The organism is Yersinia sp. SCPM-O-B-9106 (C-191) (assembly GCF_026183365.1).
Lineage (GTDB): Bacteria > Pseudomonadota > Gammaproteobacteria > Enterobacterales > Enterobacteriaceae > Yersinia > Yersinia rochesterensis.
Window position 1 is genome coordinate 1,105,448 of record NZ_CP110791.1, and the last position, 14,833, is coordinate 1,120,280.

Sequence of the window (14,833 nt, forward strand, 5' to 3'; positions counted from 1 at the left end):
ATGGCTAACATGTTTGCCTTGATTTTAGCGATAGCAACGTTGGTGACTGGCGTTATCTGGTGCTTCGAGCGGTTTAAATGGGGGCCAGCCCGTCAGGCAAAAGTTGCGGCTGTTAACGCCCAAACTGCGGCTATCAAGGCGCAAACCGGGAGTGCGGTAGATAACAAGACTCTCGCGCCAGCTGCAAGACAGCCTGGTTGGATTGAGACTTGTGCTTCAGTCTTCCCGGTGTTAGCTCTGGTATTTATCGTGCGCTCGTTTATTTACGAGCCTTTCCAGATCCCATCTGGCTCGATGATGCCCACATTATTGATCGGTGATTTCATTCTGGTAGAGAAGTTTGCTTACGGAGTTAAAGATCCTATTACGCAAACTACACTGATCCCTACCGGGCATCCGAAACGCGGTGATGTCGCCGTGTTTAAATATCCGCTAGACCCTCGTTTGGACTATATCAAGCGAGTGGTGGGTTTGCCGGGTGACCGGGTAAGTTACAATCCAATCAGTAAAGAAGTGACGGTTCAACCTGCTTGTAATACAGGGATTTCTTGTGACAGTGCATTGCCGATTACTTACAGTGCATCAGAACCAAGTGATTTCGTACAGACATTCCGTTATAGCGGTAATGGTGAGGCCTCTGCTGGTTTCTTCCAAATTCCGTTAAATCAGGCAGTGCCAGATGGTGGAGTTCGTCTACGTGAGCGGACCGAAACCCTCGGCCCAGTTGCTCATCAGATCCTCACAGTGCCGGGCCGGCAAGAACAGGTTGGGGCTTATTATCAGCAACCTAATCAGCCGTTAGGCGTGTGGGTTGTGCCAGAAGGTCATTACTTTATGATGGGTGATAACCGGGATAATAGTGCCGATAGCCGCTATTGGGGCTTTGTGCCAGAACGTAATCTGGTGGGTAAAGCTACGGCTATTTGGATGAGTTTTGAAAAGCAAGAAGGTGAATGGCCAACGGGTGTACGTTTAAGTCGTATTGGCGGAATTCATTAATCTATATTGAGTCATTGAAGTGACAGTGGGGATAAATACGCTGTCACTTCAAGTTCGCAGGACATTTAAACGCAGCATTATATTTCCACTCGTTGTAGAATAACCTTTCGAGCGATAACAGTTGGCTCTTTTATGGGGGCCACTGCAAACGAAACAGTTTTGTTTTGGTAATATTGGCCAATCAGACCTGTTCCGTATGCTGTAGTTTTTGACGCATTCTTGATCTATTGGTAACTCATGAACCCCATCGTAATAAATAGGCTACAGCGGAAGCTGGGCTACACTTTTCAACAGCAGGAGCTCTTGCTGCAAGCACTGACTCATCGTAGCGCCAGTAGCAAACATAATGAACGCTTGGAGTTCCTGGGTGACTCTATATTAAGTTTCGTTATTGCCAATGAGCTATACCACCGTTTTCCCCGTGTTGATGAAGGGGATATGAGTCGGATGCGAGCGACATTGGTCAGAGGCAATACGCTAGCCGAAATGGCCCGTGAGTTTGACCTTGGTGAATGTTTGCGCCTTGGGCCGGGTGAATTGAAAAGTGGTGGTTTCCGCCGTGAATCAATTTTGGCAGATACAGTCGAAGCCTTAATCGGCGGTATATTCTTAGACAGCGATATTCATACGATTGGACGGCTGATTCTCGACTGGTATCGCAGTCGGTTAGACGAAATCAGCCCAGGTGATAAGCAGAAAGACCCCAAAACGCGTTTGCAAGAATACTTGCAGGGCCGTCATCTGCCATTACCCTCTTATCTGGTTGTGCAGGTTCGCGGTGAAGCACATGACCAGGAATTTACTATCCACTGCCAGGTGAGTGGCTTGAATGAACCGGTAATAGGCACCGGCTCAAGTCGCCGTAAAGCTGAGCAGGCGGCAGCGGAAGCAGCGCTGATAAAGTTGGAGCTTGAATGAGCGAAGTAGAAAAAACGTATTGTGGTTTTATTGCAATTGTAGGTCGCCCAAATGTGGGTAAATCTACCTTGCTGAATGAATTGCTGGGGCAGAAAATCTCCATCACTTCACGTAAACCACAAACCACACGCCACCGTATTATGGGGATCCATACTGAAGGGCCTTATCAGGCTATTTATGTTGATACCCCAGGGCTGCATATTGAAGAAAAACGTGCGATTAACCGTTTAATGAATCGTGCAGCAAGCAGCTCTCTCGGTGACGTGGAATTAGTGATTTTTGTGGTTGAAGGCACTAACTGGACTGCCGACGATGAAATGGTGGTGAATAAACTGCGCAGTTTGCAGTGTCCAGTATTATTAGCCATTAACAAAGTCGATAACGTTACTGATAAAACAAAACTGTTACCGCATATCCAGTTCTTAAGCCAGCAGATGAATTTCCTGGACGTTGTTCCGATCTCTGCGGAGAAAGGGATGAATGTGGACACTATCGCCAGTATTGTGCGCAAGCATATGCCGGAAGCAGTGCATCACTTCCCGGAAGATTATATCACTGACCGTTCCCAGCGTTTTATGGCGTCGGAAATCATTCGTGAAAAGCTGATGCGCTTCTTGGGCGAGGAATTACCTTACTCGGTGACAGTTGAAATTGAACAGTTTGTACCAAATGAACGCGGTGGCTATAACATCCATGGGCTGATTTTGGTCGAGCGCGAAGGCCAGAAGAAAATGGTCATCGGTAATAAAGGTTCAAAAATCAAGACTATCGGTATCGAAGCCCGCCAGGACATGGAGCAGATGTTCGAAGCTAAAGTGCATCTTGAGCTGTGGGTGAAAGTGAAATCAGGCTGGGCAGATGACGAACGTGCATTGCGCAGCTTAGGCTATACCGACGACCTGAAATAAGCTCGCCGATGGAAGGTTGGCAACGCGCATTTGTCCTGCATGGGCGACCTTACAGTGAAACCAGTTTAATGCTGGATTTATTCACTGAGGGGGAGGGCCGCATGAGGGTGTTGGCAAAAGGTGCGCGAAGTCGCCGTTCCAATCTAAAAGGCTGCTTGCAGCCTTTTACGCCATTACTGGTTCGTTGGACTGGGCGTGGTGAAGTTAAAACGTTGCGTAGTGCCGAGCCGGTTTCACTGGCTCTCCCATTGACTGGCTCAATGTTGTACAGCGGCCTATATGTCAACGAGCTGCTCGCGCGCGTCCTCGAACACCAAACCAATTACTCCGCTCTATTCTTCGACTATCTGCATTGTTTACAATCATTGGCTGGTAGCGATGGCTCTCCTGAATATGCTTTGCGCCAGTTTGAATTGGCGATATTGGCTCATCTTGGCTATGGCGTTGATTTCCTTCATTGCGCGGGGAGTGGCCAGCCGGTGTCTGATACCATGACTTACCGTTACCGCGAGGAAAAAGGATTTATTGCCAGTTTGGTGGTTGATCACTACAGCTTTACTGGCCGCCAATTATTGGCTCTGGCTAACCGTGAGTTTCCTGATGCTGATACGTTGCGTGCAGCCAAGCGTTTTACCCGAATTGCTCTGAAACCTTACTTGGGGGGGAAGCCCTTAAAAAGCCGCGAACTGTTCCGCCAATTTGTGATTAAACCGCCAGCAGAACCCTTGCCCTAGTACCTGCAACCCATTGTTTACATTGCGGTTCACCAACTTTCCTTTACTGTGCCTATCCGCTGCCCACTGACTCGGTGTAAACTGCCAGACACTTACGCGTTTATTGGCAAGCATTCTTGCATGCCTATTAATCTATCAAAGATGCATCCATACCTGGAGGGCTGTCATGGCTGATTTGTTGCTGGGCGTTAATATTGATCACATTGCGACATTACGAAATGCACGTGGGACCATTTACCCCGATCCTGTTCAGGCCGCTTTTATTGCAGAACAAGCCGGCGCTGACGGTATTACCGTCCATTTACGCGAAGATCGCCGCCATATCACGGATCGTGACGTACGCATTCTGCGCCAAACCATCCAAACTCGCATGAATCTGGAAATGGCTGTCACTGATGAAATGGTGGGTATTGCTTGTGAGATAAGCCCACACTTTTGCTGTTTGGTACCGGAAAAACGGCAGGAAGTCACTACTGAGGGTGGGCTGGATGTTGCAGGTCAAATTGATAAAATGACTGTCGCGGTGAGACGGCTTGCTGAGGCAGGTATTCTGGTTTCACTGTTTATCGATGCTGATATGCGCCAAATTGATGCCGCTGTGACTGTCGGGGCACCTTACATTGAAATTCATACTGGCGCTTATGCTGATGCTTCTTCAGATTTAGCTCGTCAGGCTGAATTAATGCGGATCGCCAAAGCGGCGACCTATGCTGCCAGCAAAGGGCTGAAAGTTAACGCGGGTCACGGCCTGACTTATCATAATGTCCAACCCATTGCCGCCTTACCAGAGATGCATGAGCTAAATATTGGTCATGCAATCATTGGCCAGGCCGTTATGTCGGGGCTTGCTGCTGCTGTTACCGATATGAAAGTATTGATGCGAGAAGCGCGTCGGTAATGGCTATTATTGGGTTAGGTACTGATATTGTTGAGATTTCTCGGATAGAAGCCGTGGTTGAACGCAGTGGTGATAAGCTGGCACGGCGTATTCTCAGCCCATCGGAATGGCAACATTATCAGCAGCACCAACAGCCAATCCGTTTTTTGGCCAAACGTTTTGCCGTTAAAGAAGCTGCCGCTAAAGCATTCGGCACCGGTATCCGTAATGGTTTGGCATTTAACCAGTTCGAAGTGGTTAACGATGCATTGGGCAAACCAACGCTACGTTTACATCAACGAGCGGCAGAGTTGGCGGCCGAACTCGGAGTCAAATCTTTGCATGTAACCTTGGCAGATGAACGGCGTTATGCCTGCGCCACTGTGATTATCGAAAGCTAAAACTCGTTATTGCCATCAAGACGCGGTGAACGGGAATGGAAGGGCGAGTATGAAAATACCGCCCTTTTTTGTCTTTATTTTATCTAATTGTAAGTTCTCACTCCCATACCTCTTTCCAATTCTCCGTCTGAAATTTGTGCACGTTATACATCGCCGCCGGACGAAAACTCACCGAAATAAATCTTAATTTTGCGATCAGCCCAACAAGTTGGTTAACCAATACTTCATTTGGTCGCCCAATTAATGGTACTTGTAATACCAAATTGTTGGGCGTCACAGACAGTTTGTTCATGCGAGTACAAAATTAAAACAGAAATAGCAGTATGACAGCGATTTTCGATCAACAAAAAATCACTAGGATTGGTCTGACCAATATAAGAATAGTGATACTAGAAAAAATTTGATGTTTCATAACTGGGGAAAATAAAAGATGGAATGGATTAATATCCTATGGGTGGTATTGGGCATTGGCTTAATGCTAGTGCTAAATATACGCTATCAGATTAACTCAATGATTGCCTTGCTGTTAGCGGCTCTGTTAGTGGGCACTCTCGCCGGTATGGATCTGCTCAAACTTCTGCATACCATTAAAGCGGGGTTTGGTGGGACGCTCGGTGAACTGGCAATAATTGTCGTATTTGGTGCTGTGATCGGCAAGTTGATGGTCGATTCCGGCGCTGCTCATCAGATAGCTCAAACACTCTTACGCCAATTTGGGCTTAAGTATGTCGAGTTTGCGGTCATCATCATTGGCCTGATCTTTGGTTTGGCGATGTTCTATGAGGTTGCCTTTATTATTTTGGCACCATTGATCATTGCTATTGCCGTTGAAGCCAAGATCCCATTCCTCAAACTGGCGATCCCGGCAGTAGCTGCCGCGACCACTGCGCATTCCCTTTTCCCACCACAGCCAGGGCCAGTTGCACTGGTTAGTGCCTATGGTGCTGATATGGGGATGGTTTATATCTATGGGGTTTTGGTTGCCATCCCTTCTGTTATTTGTGCGGGTCTGATTTTGCCGAAGTTTCTCGGTAATTTGGAACGACCAATTCCAACTTTCCTGAAAGCAGAAAATCCGCTTGATGAAAACAACCTGCCGTCGTTCAGCACCTCGATTCTGGTGCCGTTAATCCCTGCTTTCATTATGATTTTTACCACCATTGCCAATATCTGGCTGGTGAAAGGGACAACGTCGTACACCATCCTTAACTTCTTGGGTTCATCACCCATTGCCATGTTTATCGCCATGCTGGTTGCTTTTGTACTGTTTGGCACCGGGCGCGGCCATAAAATGGAATGGGTCATGCACTCATTTGAAGGGGCGGTGAAAGGCATAGCCATGGTCATCTTGATCATTGGTGCGGGCGGGGCGCTAAAGCAGGTCATCATTGATACTGGCATTGGCGATACCATTGGTATGTTGATGTCAGCTGGTGGGGTGTCACCTTACATCATGGCCTGGCTGATTACCGTGCTTATCCGCCTGTCAACCGGGCAGGGTGTGGTGTCGGCAATGACTGCCGCAGGTATTATTGGTGCCGCAGTTATGGACCCTGTAACACATACGATTACCTCCGTCGATCCGGCACTATTGGTACTGGCAACGGCGGCAGGTTCTAATACTTTCACTCATATTAATGATGCTTCATTCTGGCTGTTCAAAGGGTATTTTGATCTGTCGATTAAAGACACACTGAAGACTTGGGGCTTGCTAGAGTTAACTAACTCAGTGGTTGGCTTGGCGATGGTGTTGCTGATCAGCTTGTTTATTTAATGTAGCTTTGAGTTGATTTTATTATCAGTGCTTCTGCGGAGGCACTGATAATTTACTTCATAGGAAAGTCATTCATAAAGTTAGAGACGATCGGCGTGATGCAATTGGACAAACTTGTCCCATAGCTGCTCGTTAGTTTCTACCCAAGCGGGATCGATAGAAATTGTATTATCAATAGGGCAGACCAACTGACAAGTTGGGGTTTCGTAATGACCGACGCATTCTGTACAGCGCATCGGGTCAATTTGATAAATTTCTGCACCCATGGAAATTGCCTCGTTAGGGCATTCCGGCTCGCACATGTCGCAATTAATACATTTACGAGTGATCAACAGGGCCATGGTTCCTCTTACCTTAGGTCGGGTGTTCTTAACAGCGGTGGATTATACCCCTCTGGTATCCTTAGACCAGTTTTTTCACCAGCGCCGCACTGTACTTAATATGCTCCTGAGCACTTTCAAGGTCTTGCTGGATCATCGCCATAAATAGCAAGTCAGTCAGCGCGTATTGGGCAGTGCTCGACGAAATGGCTGCGCTGCGAATGGCTGGCTCTTCCGAAATAGTATACAAACAATGGTCAGCCCGCTGCTGCAAGCTATTTGGGGTAAAACTGGTCAGCGCCAACACCTTAGCACCGCAGCGTTGTGCTTCTTCTGCTGCCAAATTAAGCTCACGACGCTCTCCGCTAAAGGAGATCGCCAGCAGTAAGTCTCGGCTATCCAGGGTCTGTACCGCCGCCAGTTGTGCATGCATATCCGTTTCAGACACCGCCATAACGCCTATTTTCAATAGCTTATGTGCAAAATCTTTCGCCACTAAGCCCGATGCCCCCAAACCGGTCAAAATAATCCTTCGCGCCGCCCGTAGCATCGCCAGTGCTTCTGCTAAGCGCTGTTCGCTATTGATATCCAAAGTCGCTCGTAGTGCGGCAACTTTTTCAGCTAATAACTTTTCGCCCACTGTTTTTAAACTGTCGGTACTCAAAATTTGGTTGTGGAGAGTGACCGCCTGCTCAGGAGTGGCCACAATTTCACTCAATGCTTGTTTAAGTGCTGGGAAGCCTTTATAGCCTAATTTTTGGGCAAATTTGACCACCGCAGATTGGCTAACGCCAGTTTGTTGTGCCAGTTTTTGTGAGCTGAGGTGGCGTGCCAGTTCGGGGTTAGTCAGCAGGAAATCGGCTAACTTACGATCATTTTGTGCCAGCGTTGGATAGAGCTGACGAATGCGAAGAAGACTACTCATAAATCAGTTCCTGAATATGGGGTTATTCTGCCAAGTTGGTTAATAATACCCATAAATAATGAAATCAAAGGCCAATTGTTGGAGCATAACACCCTTTTTTGTGAGAGTCCGGTGAATAGGTCAAGGAAACATCCAGTTTTATCCATTTCAATGACAACTCAATCACTACGAATAGAAAACTCAATAAGGACATTTAATTTTCGGTTAGCCGTTGCGGGGCTGGTAGTATTTTAAATTGCTGTTAATGTAATCTGTTACATGTGTGGCTAAATTTTTATTTATTAATTTATCTTTATTAATATTTAATGCACTTCTTCATCTATTTGATTTATGGCCTAATATTAATTCATTTATATTCATGTTATAAAAATCACTCTTGCTATTGAGATCTTTATAAAGTGACGTGAGTTTTTCATGAGTGGTCATCAATAGCAACTGAATATTACCTTTATCCTTATCTAATATCTCCTTTGCATCTTCACTACTGTCTTTATCCGCAACAAGAGAAAGAACGATAAGATTATGATTTTGATCGTGCAGGACAAAAGTATATCCATTAACTACATTGTACTCCTTTGCCATATAAAATAATTTTGGTAATTTTAATATAATATTTTCGCTCCAAGAGAATGGCGTAATACGATGCGCTGCGGCGAGAAGAACAGGATCTGTAAACTGAAAGTTATGTTGTGTATAAAACTCACACCATTTTCTTTCCCAGTTTGAAATGACCGAGAAATTAGACGGGCTTCTCTTATTCATTATTGCATATGCATATTTGATATTATTGTATTTTTCGAGTTTTCGTTCAAGTTGTTTCTTTATTGTAGAATTAATTAATTCGTTTTTGAAAAATAATTTATTCAAGGTCCATATCCTTAATAAAATCCATTTTTATTAAGGGATAGTATACCAAGTGGATTTATCTGTAAATAATCAACTGCCTGATAAGTTATAGTAATAAATATTCCGAACGGATTCGCCCTGATAATACTTTTTAATATAAATATATTTGATATGGTAAGTGATGTTTAGAATCTGGCTAATAATAAAATATTTCTATTAATTAAAAATAACGTTACATTTTAAAGTGCAGCATTGGATTGTACCTTAGTGCCACTGCTATCGTTTGTCTATATGTGTACAATACTCATAATAAGTTGATAGAGATATTTGGCATCAAGGTTTTGATGGCGATCTTTATTATTCACTGCGTTTTAAATTAACTTTTTTGTATTTGGTGATTATATTTAAAGAGGACTTTATGATTAAGAAAATATCGGATTGGCATCCTGCGGATATAATAGCAGCGATACGCAAAAAAGGATCTTCTCTCTCTGCGGTCTCACGAAATTCAGGTTTAAGTTCAAGTACCCTGACCAATGCACTAACCCGCCCGTGGCCTAAAGGCGAGTATATCATTGCCGATTTCTTAGACGTTCATCCATCAGAAATATGGCCGACAAGATATTATGACCCATATTCAGGAGAGAAAATAAATAGAGAAGCTAGAATAAGAAAGAAGATTAGCCGTTGAATTATGATAAGCACTATAAGACATATTTGTTAAATGATATGATTTTTATGCGCGCTATAAACTCTATCAATGAGGAAAAAATCATGAACTTGGGCGCTTTGATTTCTGAAAGTCGCAATCCGGCCACGATGGATTTGGATAAACTCTCCACTTTGGAGATGCTCACCCGCATTAATGATGAAGACAGTAAAGTGGCGGGGGCGATTCGTTTGGTGATACCCAGTATTGCTCAGGCGGTAGATTTAGCGGCTAACGCCTTGCAGGCCGGAGGCCGGTTGATTTATCTGGGGGCGGGTACCAGCGGGCGGCTTGGTGTTTTAGATGCTTCGGAATGCCCGCCGACCTTTGGCGTGCCGCATGGCATGGTCATCGGTTTAATTGCCGGTGGCCCCGGCGCATTGCTCAAAGCGGTGGAGGGCGCTGAGGATGATATGTCACTCGGCGAGCGGGATTTGCAAAATTTACAGTTGACCTCGACGGATATGGTGGTCGGGCTAGCTGCCTCGGGCCGCACCCCCTATGTCATTGGCGCGCTGCGGTATGCCCGCCAGCTTGGGTGCCCTACTGCGGCCATTTCCTGTAACCCGGATTCTCCTATCGCGCAAGAAGCGCTAATCGCGATTTCGCCTGTCGTTGGGCCAGAGGCGCTGACCGGCTCGACCCGCATGAAATCGGGCACGGCACAAAAATTAGTGTTAAATATGTTATCGACTGGCGCGATGGTGAAGCTCGGAAAGGTCTATCAAAATCTGATGGTGGATGTAAAAGCGACCAATATAAAATTAATCGATCGCGCATGCCGCATTGTGGTTGAAGCTACCGGAGCCAGCCGTACAGAGGCGGAAAATGCATTGTCGCAAACTGAATTTGAAGTCAAACCGGCTATATTGATGATTCTAAAAGGAGTCAGTGCGGAGCAAGCTCATCAGGATTTACAGCGGCATAATGGATACTTACGCGCCGCATTGTGAGGCTGATTTGCATCGGGCGATTGTCCCCCTATTGCCCCCGTACTCATTGATTAACTTATTGATTAAACGTATGGAATTTCAATGATAAAGGTTTTGAACGCAGAGCAAACTGACACGACTGAACCGCCAGCGGAAAGTGTCAAGCGTGTTGTCTTCTTTGATTTAGACGGTACTTTGCATCAACAGGATATGTTTGGCAGCTTTTTGCGTTTTCTGCTGCGCCATTTGCCACTGAATATATTGTTGGTCATTCCATTGCTGCCAGTTATTGGATTGGGGCTATTGGTGGGCGGGCGTTGCGCTCGTTGGCCAATAAGTTTATTGCTGTGGGCCATCACTTTTGGCCGCCCTGAAGCCCATCTGAGAGATTTAGAACTGCGCTTTGTGAATGATTTTCGCCAAAAAGTGACTGAATTTCCGGTGGTGATGATGCGCTTGCGCCAATATCTCGAGAGCAGCGATGCTCAGGTGTGGCTGATTACCGGCTCACCGCAACGGCTGGTCGAGCAGGTTTATCACGATTCAGACTTTATTCAGCATTTACGGCTGGTGGGTAGCCGCATGGCACGGCGCAATGGCGGGTGGGTATTGCCACTGCGCTGTTTAGGGCCAGAAAAAGTGCTGCAATTAGAACAGCGCTTGGGGTCGCCACTGAAACTCCACAGCGGTTACAGTGACAGTAAGCAGGATAATCCGCTGCTGCATTTTTGTGAACACCGCTGGAGAGTCAGTAAAACCGGCGAATTACAACAGTTAGAATAAGCCACCGAGTGCCAAAGCCCACTGAAGTTATTCATCACGTTTCTCTAGTGAGTCACATCATTTTCATGGTGACCGACCCGCCAGATCCGCTCTGCATGCCGCCCCAGTAACCACAAACTGATGCCGAGCAACAGGAAGAAAATAGTTTTCGGCATGGCATCCCAGAAAAATTCAAAGAAACGGGTATACAAGTTGATAGCCAAAAATGTCAGACCAAAGCCGCGTAGCATGGCATCATCGCGCTTTAACCCCAGCCAGATGGCTGCCGCGGCGGCGAGAGCAAATAATAAACTCCAATGGAGCAGTTCAATCTGGCGTATTTGATACCAATGGTCGATATCGCCGTAATTGCCAAAAATAGACAATAGCCACAGGGCAATAAACAGATAAAGCAGCCCCATAGCCTGCGAAACCCTGTCCAGCCGACGTGCCGCGAGTTGTGGTTGTAATGCCAATGCACTGGCGCACAGCAGTAAGCCGAAGGCGATAAAGCGGGTTGGGTAGCTCATTCCCAGCCAGTAAGCGCCCCAACCAGACATGTAGCCAGTTTCTGCACCAAACGCATTCCCCAGTGACAGCAAGGCAAATAGCCAGACAAGGGGGGCGCGGCCAAACCAGCCGACCGCCGCGTAAATCAGGGTGCCGAGCAACAATAATACCGAGATGCGGCCACTGCCATTATCTAGCCATTCGCCAAGTTGGCCGATAGCAGCGGCAGTAAAAATGACACCGAGGAACAACACGGCCTCATTGCTATAGATTTTGCTGGCGTCTTGTCGGCGGCGGTGAAATCCCCAGCCGTAAAAAGCCGCCGCTAAGATGGCGGTGACCGCCACCCGAACCGGAGGATCAAAGCGGAAAAATTGACTGATCCAGGCTAATAGGAAAGTATCAGCCATCAAGCTGCCAATCGCGATGACCAGTGAGGCCAGTGCAGCAAGGAAGGCATAACCCGCCAGCCTGCGCCAGTCGAAAGGTTGAACATCAATATTTGCCAACAAACGCTGATGTTCTTCTGCGGGAATAACACTTTCTTTGGCCCATCCATCAAGGGTTTTGCGCACAATTGCCGCATTTTTCTTGCTGAGTTTCATTGCTCTGGTTTCCCTCTACAGTTGCACATTATATGCATCAGAAACGATTCCTATTCTGACGGAACATTAACTGATCATTATATGTTGAGCTACTTTATAGTGAATTTAGTGGCGATAGTGATTGCTGTGTATAATGCACGCCGCAAAAGTGCCAGAGAGGTTAATGTGTCCATTGATAATAATTTTTCTTCTGAATGTGATTCGCCAACTGAATATAGTGATGGGTACTGGATGCAGCGGGCACTCGCATTGGCGTTGCGCGCGCAAGCAGAGGGCGAAGTCCCGGTGGGCGCGGTATTAGTGCTGGATAATCAGATAATTGGCGAGGGCTGGAACCGCTCTATTGGTGATAATGACCCCACCGCGCATGCTGAAATCATGGCGCTACGCCAGGGGGGGCAAGCAGTGCAGAATTATCGTCTGATAGATGCCACTTTATATGTCACTCTGGAACCCTGTGTGATGTGCGCTGGTGCTATGGTACACAGCCGCATTCGCCGGCTGGTCTATGGCGCTAATGATCTAAAAACCGGTGCGGCGGGATCATTGGTGGATATTTTACGCCACCCTGGAATGAACCATCAGATAGAGATAACGGCAGGAGTGTTGGCCGATGCTTGTTCCCACCAATTGAGCGCCTTTTTCCGCTTGCGGCGCGAACAACAAAAAGCCTTGAAACGCGCCGCAACTGATAAATAAGCCATACTCAAAGTCATTGGGGTTGCTGGTAGGCAGCAACTGAGAGACAAATCGGTCGGGAACCGATTTGAACAGCATTTATGCTAGCCCGCAGGGTGAGCCTCAAGGATGAGGCTCATTAATACCGATGAGCTTACTCAAGTAAGAATAGTATATTAGTTATTGATTGACCAGCCGGGGCCGACGACCGGATAGGCTTTACCCAGTTCGGCTTCAATCGCGGCATGTTGAGCGGCTTTTCTCTCTTTTTCCTGCAAATAACCCACCAAACTCACCTGATAGCGGCGGATGTTTTCGACGTAGTTATAGGCCTCGTGACCCCGGGCATAGCCATAGGTGGTGCTCGGGTAGTAGCTCTTCTGGCTCAACATCGGTAGGCGCATTTTTACGTCCACCCAACTGTCTGGATTACCATTTTGTTTTTTGGTCAGCTTGCGGGCATCAAGCATATGGCCATAACCCATATTATATGACGCCAGTGCGAACCAAATTCGCTCATCTTCTGGGATGGTCTCCGGCACTTTTCGCATCAGCCGTTGTAAGTAAATCGAACCGCCTTTGATACTCTCTTCAGGATCAACTCGGTCTTTCACGCCCAAGCCACTGGCGGTGGCCCGTGTGAGCATCATCAGGCCGCGCACCCCTGTGGGTGAGGTTGCTTGCGGATTCCAATGGGATTCTTGATAGGCGATCGCGGCCAGTAATTTCCAGTCAATTTCACCGGCATGCTTTTCAAATAAGGGCTGGAAAGAGGGCAGTACATTATCAATGGCGGAGAGGAATGTTTTGGTGTCGACATAATCAAAACTGCCGACATGGCCGAGATATTTTTCCTCCAGACGCGCCAAACTGCCGTCTTCTACCATCTCACTGTAGAAATCAAGCATCGCCGCATACAGGCTGTCATCATTACTTTGCTGGAAATACCAAGTCACCGGTTCTTCATCCGTGACGTCAAAAGCCACTGCTAATTGTGGGTGAATACGTTGCAGCAGAGCAATAGTGACAGAATCCCCAAGGGTATAGTCGAGCTTACCGTCAGCGACTTGCTCCAGTAATTCTTTACCGGAGCGATCAACCGATGACCCCCAGTTCAGATCTGGATATTTGGTCTTTTTAAGCTGTTTCAAGGTGGTCATATGGGCCGAGCCGGAGGCAATAATCAGCTGGCCTTTCAGGTCACTAAATGATTTAGGCCGCGGTGAACCCAAACGGTAGACTAATTGTTGCGACACGGAATAGTAGGCAGGGCCAGTACGCGCCCGATTAAGGCGTTCGCGGTTATAAATCAGCCCAGCAGCAATGAGGTCGGCATCGTCACTATCTAAAGCATCAAATAAGTCGTTGATATTATGATGGGGGGTCATCACCAGCTTAACCCCCAGATAATCAGCAAACCGTTGTGCCAGCTCATAGTCGAGGCCGGAAGATCCGTCCTTTCCGGTAGAGTAGATCAGTGGTGAACTTATTGTGCTAACTCGCAGTTCACCACGGGCTTTTATACGGTCCAGTTGCCCTTCTTGCCCATTGCGCCAAGGAATATTGGGCCACAACGCGAGAGCCAGAAGTAAGGCAACTAGCCCGATGACAAAGTAATTTAATTTTATGCGCGTCAAATAGTTATCTCTCGGCAGCGCTCTTTATATGTGTATTTTGAAGCATAATTCGACATGGTTAAATCCCCAGTGGAGCGGCATTTTGCGTAATAATTCGTCAGTGTGCAACTTTATTGCGAGCTTATTGATCAGGTATTCGATGTATATCTCTAACAAAACTTTCTGACGCAATTATGAATAATAGCTACGCAAACGGTTTCGTCGGCGGCTCAGATTCACTATAATAGCGCGCGTTTTCCCCTGTTTTGCGTCAATGCATGCTGCGCCCAATGAAGTGCTGTCCCAGTCGCTTCGAAGA

The 14,833-nt window shown here is 46.9% G+C and carries 16 protein-coding genes; 11 read left to right on the top strand and 5 right to left on the bottom strand.

Annotated features, from left to right (window positions below; genetic code table 11):
- The 7 genes from lepB (at position 1) to gntP (ending at position 6,611) form a co-directional block, all read left to right on the top strand.
- A complete protein-coding gene (gene lepB, locus OP863_RS05080; RefSeq protein ID WP_038635545.1) occupies positions 1-999 on the top strand; it encodes a signal peptidase I in 999 nt (332 codons plus the stop codon).
- A gap of 237 nt (positions 1,000-1,236) precedes the next feature.
- Positions 1,237-1,917, top strand: a complete 681-nt coding sequence (gene rnc, locus OP863_RS05085) for a ribonuclease III (RefSeq protein WP_038635542.1) — start codon at positions 1,237-1,239, stop codon at positions 1,915-1,917.
- On the top strand, positions 1,914-2,825 hold the full coding sequence (gene era / locus OP863_RS05090) for a GTPase Era (protein WP_032819824.1): 912 nt from the start codon (positions 1,914-1,916) through the stop codon (positions 2,823-2,825). Before rnc ends, era begins: the two co-directional genes overlap by 4 nt.
- Positions 2,826-2,833: 8 nt before the next feature.
- Positions 2,834-3,559 (top strand): DNA repair protein RecO, encoded by a 726-nt coding sequence (recO, locus tag OP863_RS05095; protein WP_038635540.1) that lies wholly within the window; start codon positions 2,834-2,836, stop codon positions 3,557-3,559.
- Positions 3,560-3,725: 166 nt separating this feature from the next.
- Positions 3,726-4,457 carry a pyridoxine 5'-phosphate synthase gene (gene pdxJ / locus OP863_RS05100; protein WP_038635537.1) on the top strand — a complete coding sequence of 244 codons (732 nt, stop codon included), beginning with the start codon at positions 3,726-3,728 and terminating at the stop codon, positions 4,455-4,457.
- Positions 4,457-4,837, top strand: coding sequence for a holo-ACP synthase (gene acpS / locus OP863_RS05105; RefSeq protein WP_038635534.1), 381 nt, complete (start codon positions 4,457-4,459; stop codon positions 4,835-4,837). The genes pdxJ and acpS overlap by 1 nt, the downstream gene beginning before the upstream one ends.
- Positions 4,838-5,267: 430 nt before the next feature.
- Entirely contained in the window at positions 5,268-6,611 is a 1,344-nt protein-coding gene (gntP, locus tag OP863_RS05110; RefSeq protein WP_038635531.1) for a gluconate permease GntP, read from the top strand.
- Positions 6,612-6,691: 80 nt separating this feature from the next.
- On the opposite strand, the gene OP863_RS05115 is transcribed toward gntP, so the two are convergent.
- The 3 genes from OP863_RS05115 to OP863_RS05125 form a co-directional block, all read right to left on the bottom strand.
- Complete coding sequence (locus OP863_RS05115) at positions 6,692-6,952, bottom strand: YfhL family 4Fe-4S dicluster ferredoxin (RefSeq protein ID WP_025379234.1); 261 nt, start codon at positions 6,950-6,952, stop codon at positions 6,692-6,694.
- A 61-nt stretch (positions 6,953-7,013) separates the two neighbouring features.
- Entirely contained in the window at positions 7,014-7,856 is an 843-nt protein-coding gene (locus OP863_RS05120; RefSeq protein WP_145589447.1) for a MurR/RpiR family transcriptional regulator, read from the bottom strand.
- A gap of 315 nt (positions 7,857-8,171) precedes the next feature.
- Positions 8,172-8,723, bottom strand: a complete 552-nt coding sequence (locus OP863_RS05125) for an autoinducer binding domain-containing protein (protein ID WP_265525947.1) — start codon at positions 8,721-8,723, stop codon at positions 8,172-8,174.
- 397 nt (positions 8,724-9,120) lie between these two features.
- On the opposite strand from OP863_RS05125, the gene OP863_RS05130 reads away from it, so the two are divergent.
- The 3 genes from OP863_RS05130 (at position 9,121) to yfhb (ending at position 11,126) form a co-directional block, all read left to right on the top strand.
- Positions 9,121-9,393, top strand: a complete 273-nt coding sequence (locus OP863_RS05130; protein ID WP_265525948.1) for a helix-turn-helix domain-containing protein — start codon at positions 9,121-9,123, stop codon at positions 9,391-9,393.
- An 83-nt stretch (positions 9,394-9,476) separates the two neighbouring features.
- Positions 9,477-10,364 carry an N-acetylmuramic acid 6-phosphate etherase gene (gene murQ, locus OP863_RS05135; protein ID WP_265525949.1) on the top strand — a complete coding sequence of 296 codons (888 nt, stop codon included), beginning with the start codon at positions 9,477-9,479 and terminating at the stop codon, positions 10,362-10,364.
- A gap of 81 nt (positions 10,365-10,445) precedes the next feature.
- Entirely contained in the window at positions 10,446-11,126 is a 681-nt protein-coding gene (yfhb, locus tag OP863_RS05140) for a phosphatidylglycerophosphatase C (protein ID WP_038635519.1), read from the top strand.
- A 44-nt stretch (positions 11,127-11,170) separates the two neighbouring features.
- On the opposite strand, the gene OP863_RS05145 is transcribed toward yfhb, so the two are convergent.
- Entirely contained in the window at positions 11,171-12,220 is a 1,050-nt protein-coding gene (locus OP863_RS05145; protein WP_145589800.1) for a DUF2157 domain-containing protein, read from the bottom strand.
- A gap of 126 nt (positions 12,221-12,346) precedes the next feature.
- Here OP863_RS05145 and tadA point away from each other — a divergent pair, with 126 nt between their 5' ends.
- Positions 12,347-12,919 carry a tRNA adenosine(34) deaminase TadA gene (tadA, locus tag OP863_RS05150; protein WP_038639729.1) on the top strand — a complete coding sequence of 191 codons (573 nt, stop codon included), beginning with the start codon at positions 12,347-12,349 and terminating at the stop codon, positions 12,917-12,919.
- 155 nt (positions 12,920-13,074) lie between these two features.
- Here tadA and mltF read toward each other — a convergent pair whose 3' ends face one another.
- Complete coding sequence (gene mltF / locus OP863_RS05155) at positions 13,075-14,535, bottom strand: membrane-bound lytic murein transglycosylase MltF (RefSeq protein ID WP_038635514.1); 1,461 nt, start codon at positions 14,533-14,535, stop codon at positions 13,075-13,077.
- Between the last annotated feature and the right edge of the window lie 298 nt (positions 14,536-14,833).

What these genes read in the sequence shown, in the direction of transcription:
- acpS (WP_038635534.1), top strand. Translation starts at nt 4,457, where the DNA reads ATGGCTATTATTGGGTTAGGTACTGATATTGTTGAGATTTCTCGGATA.
- gntP (WP_038635531.1), top strand. Translation starts at nt 5,268, where the DNA reads ATGGAATGGATTAATATCCTATGGGTGGTATTGGGCATTGGCTTAATG.
- OP863_RS05115 (WP_025379234.1), bottom strand. Translation starts at nt 6,952, where the DNA reads ATGGCCCTGTTGATCACTCGTAAATGTATTAATTGCGACATGTGCGAG.
- OP863_RS05145 (WP_145589800.1), bottom strand. Translation starts at nt 12,220, where the DNA reads ATGAAACTCAGCAAGAAAAATGCGGCAATTGTGCGCAAAACCCTTGAT.
- era (WP_032819824.1), top strand. Translation starts at nt 1,914, where the DNA reads ATGAGCGAAGTAGAAAAAACGTATTGTGGTTTTATTGCAATTGTAGGT.
- murQ (WP_265525949.1), top strand. Translation starts at nt 9,477, where the DNA reads ATGAACTTGGGCGCTTTGATTTCTGAAAGTCGCAATCCGGCCACGATG.
- OP863_RS05120 (WP_145589447.1), bottom strand. Translation starts at nt 7,856, where the DNA reads ATGAGTAGTCTTCTTCGCATTCGTCAGCTCTATCCAACGCTGGCACAA.
- rnc (WP_038635542.1), top strand. Translation starts at nt 1,237, where the DNA reads ATGAACCCCATCGTAATAAATAGGCTACAGCGGAAGCTGGGCTACACT.
- lepB (WP_038635545.1), top strand. Translation starts at nt 1, where the DNA reads ATGGCTAACATGTTTGCCTTGATTTTAGCGATAGCAACGTTGGTGACT.
- yfhb (WP_038635519.1), top strand. Translation starts at nt 10,446, where the DNA reads ATGATAAAGGTTTTGAACGCAGAGCAAACTGACACGACTGAACCGCCA.
- OP863_RS05130 (WP_265525948.1), top strand. Translation starts at nt 9,121, where the DNA reads ATGATTAAGAAAATATCGGATTGGCATCCTGCGGATATAATAGCAGCG.
- pdxJ (WP_038635537.1), top strand. Translation starts at nt 3,726, where the DNA reads ATGGCTGATTTGTTGCTGGGCGTTAATATTGATCACATTGCGACATTA.
- recO (WP_038635540.1), top strand. Translation starts at nt 2,834, where the DNA reads ATGGAAGGTTGGCAACGCGCATTTGTCCTGCATGGGCGACCTTACAGT.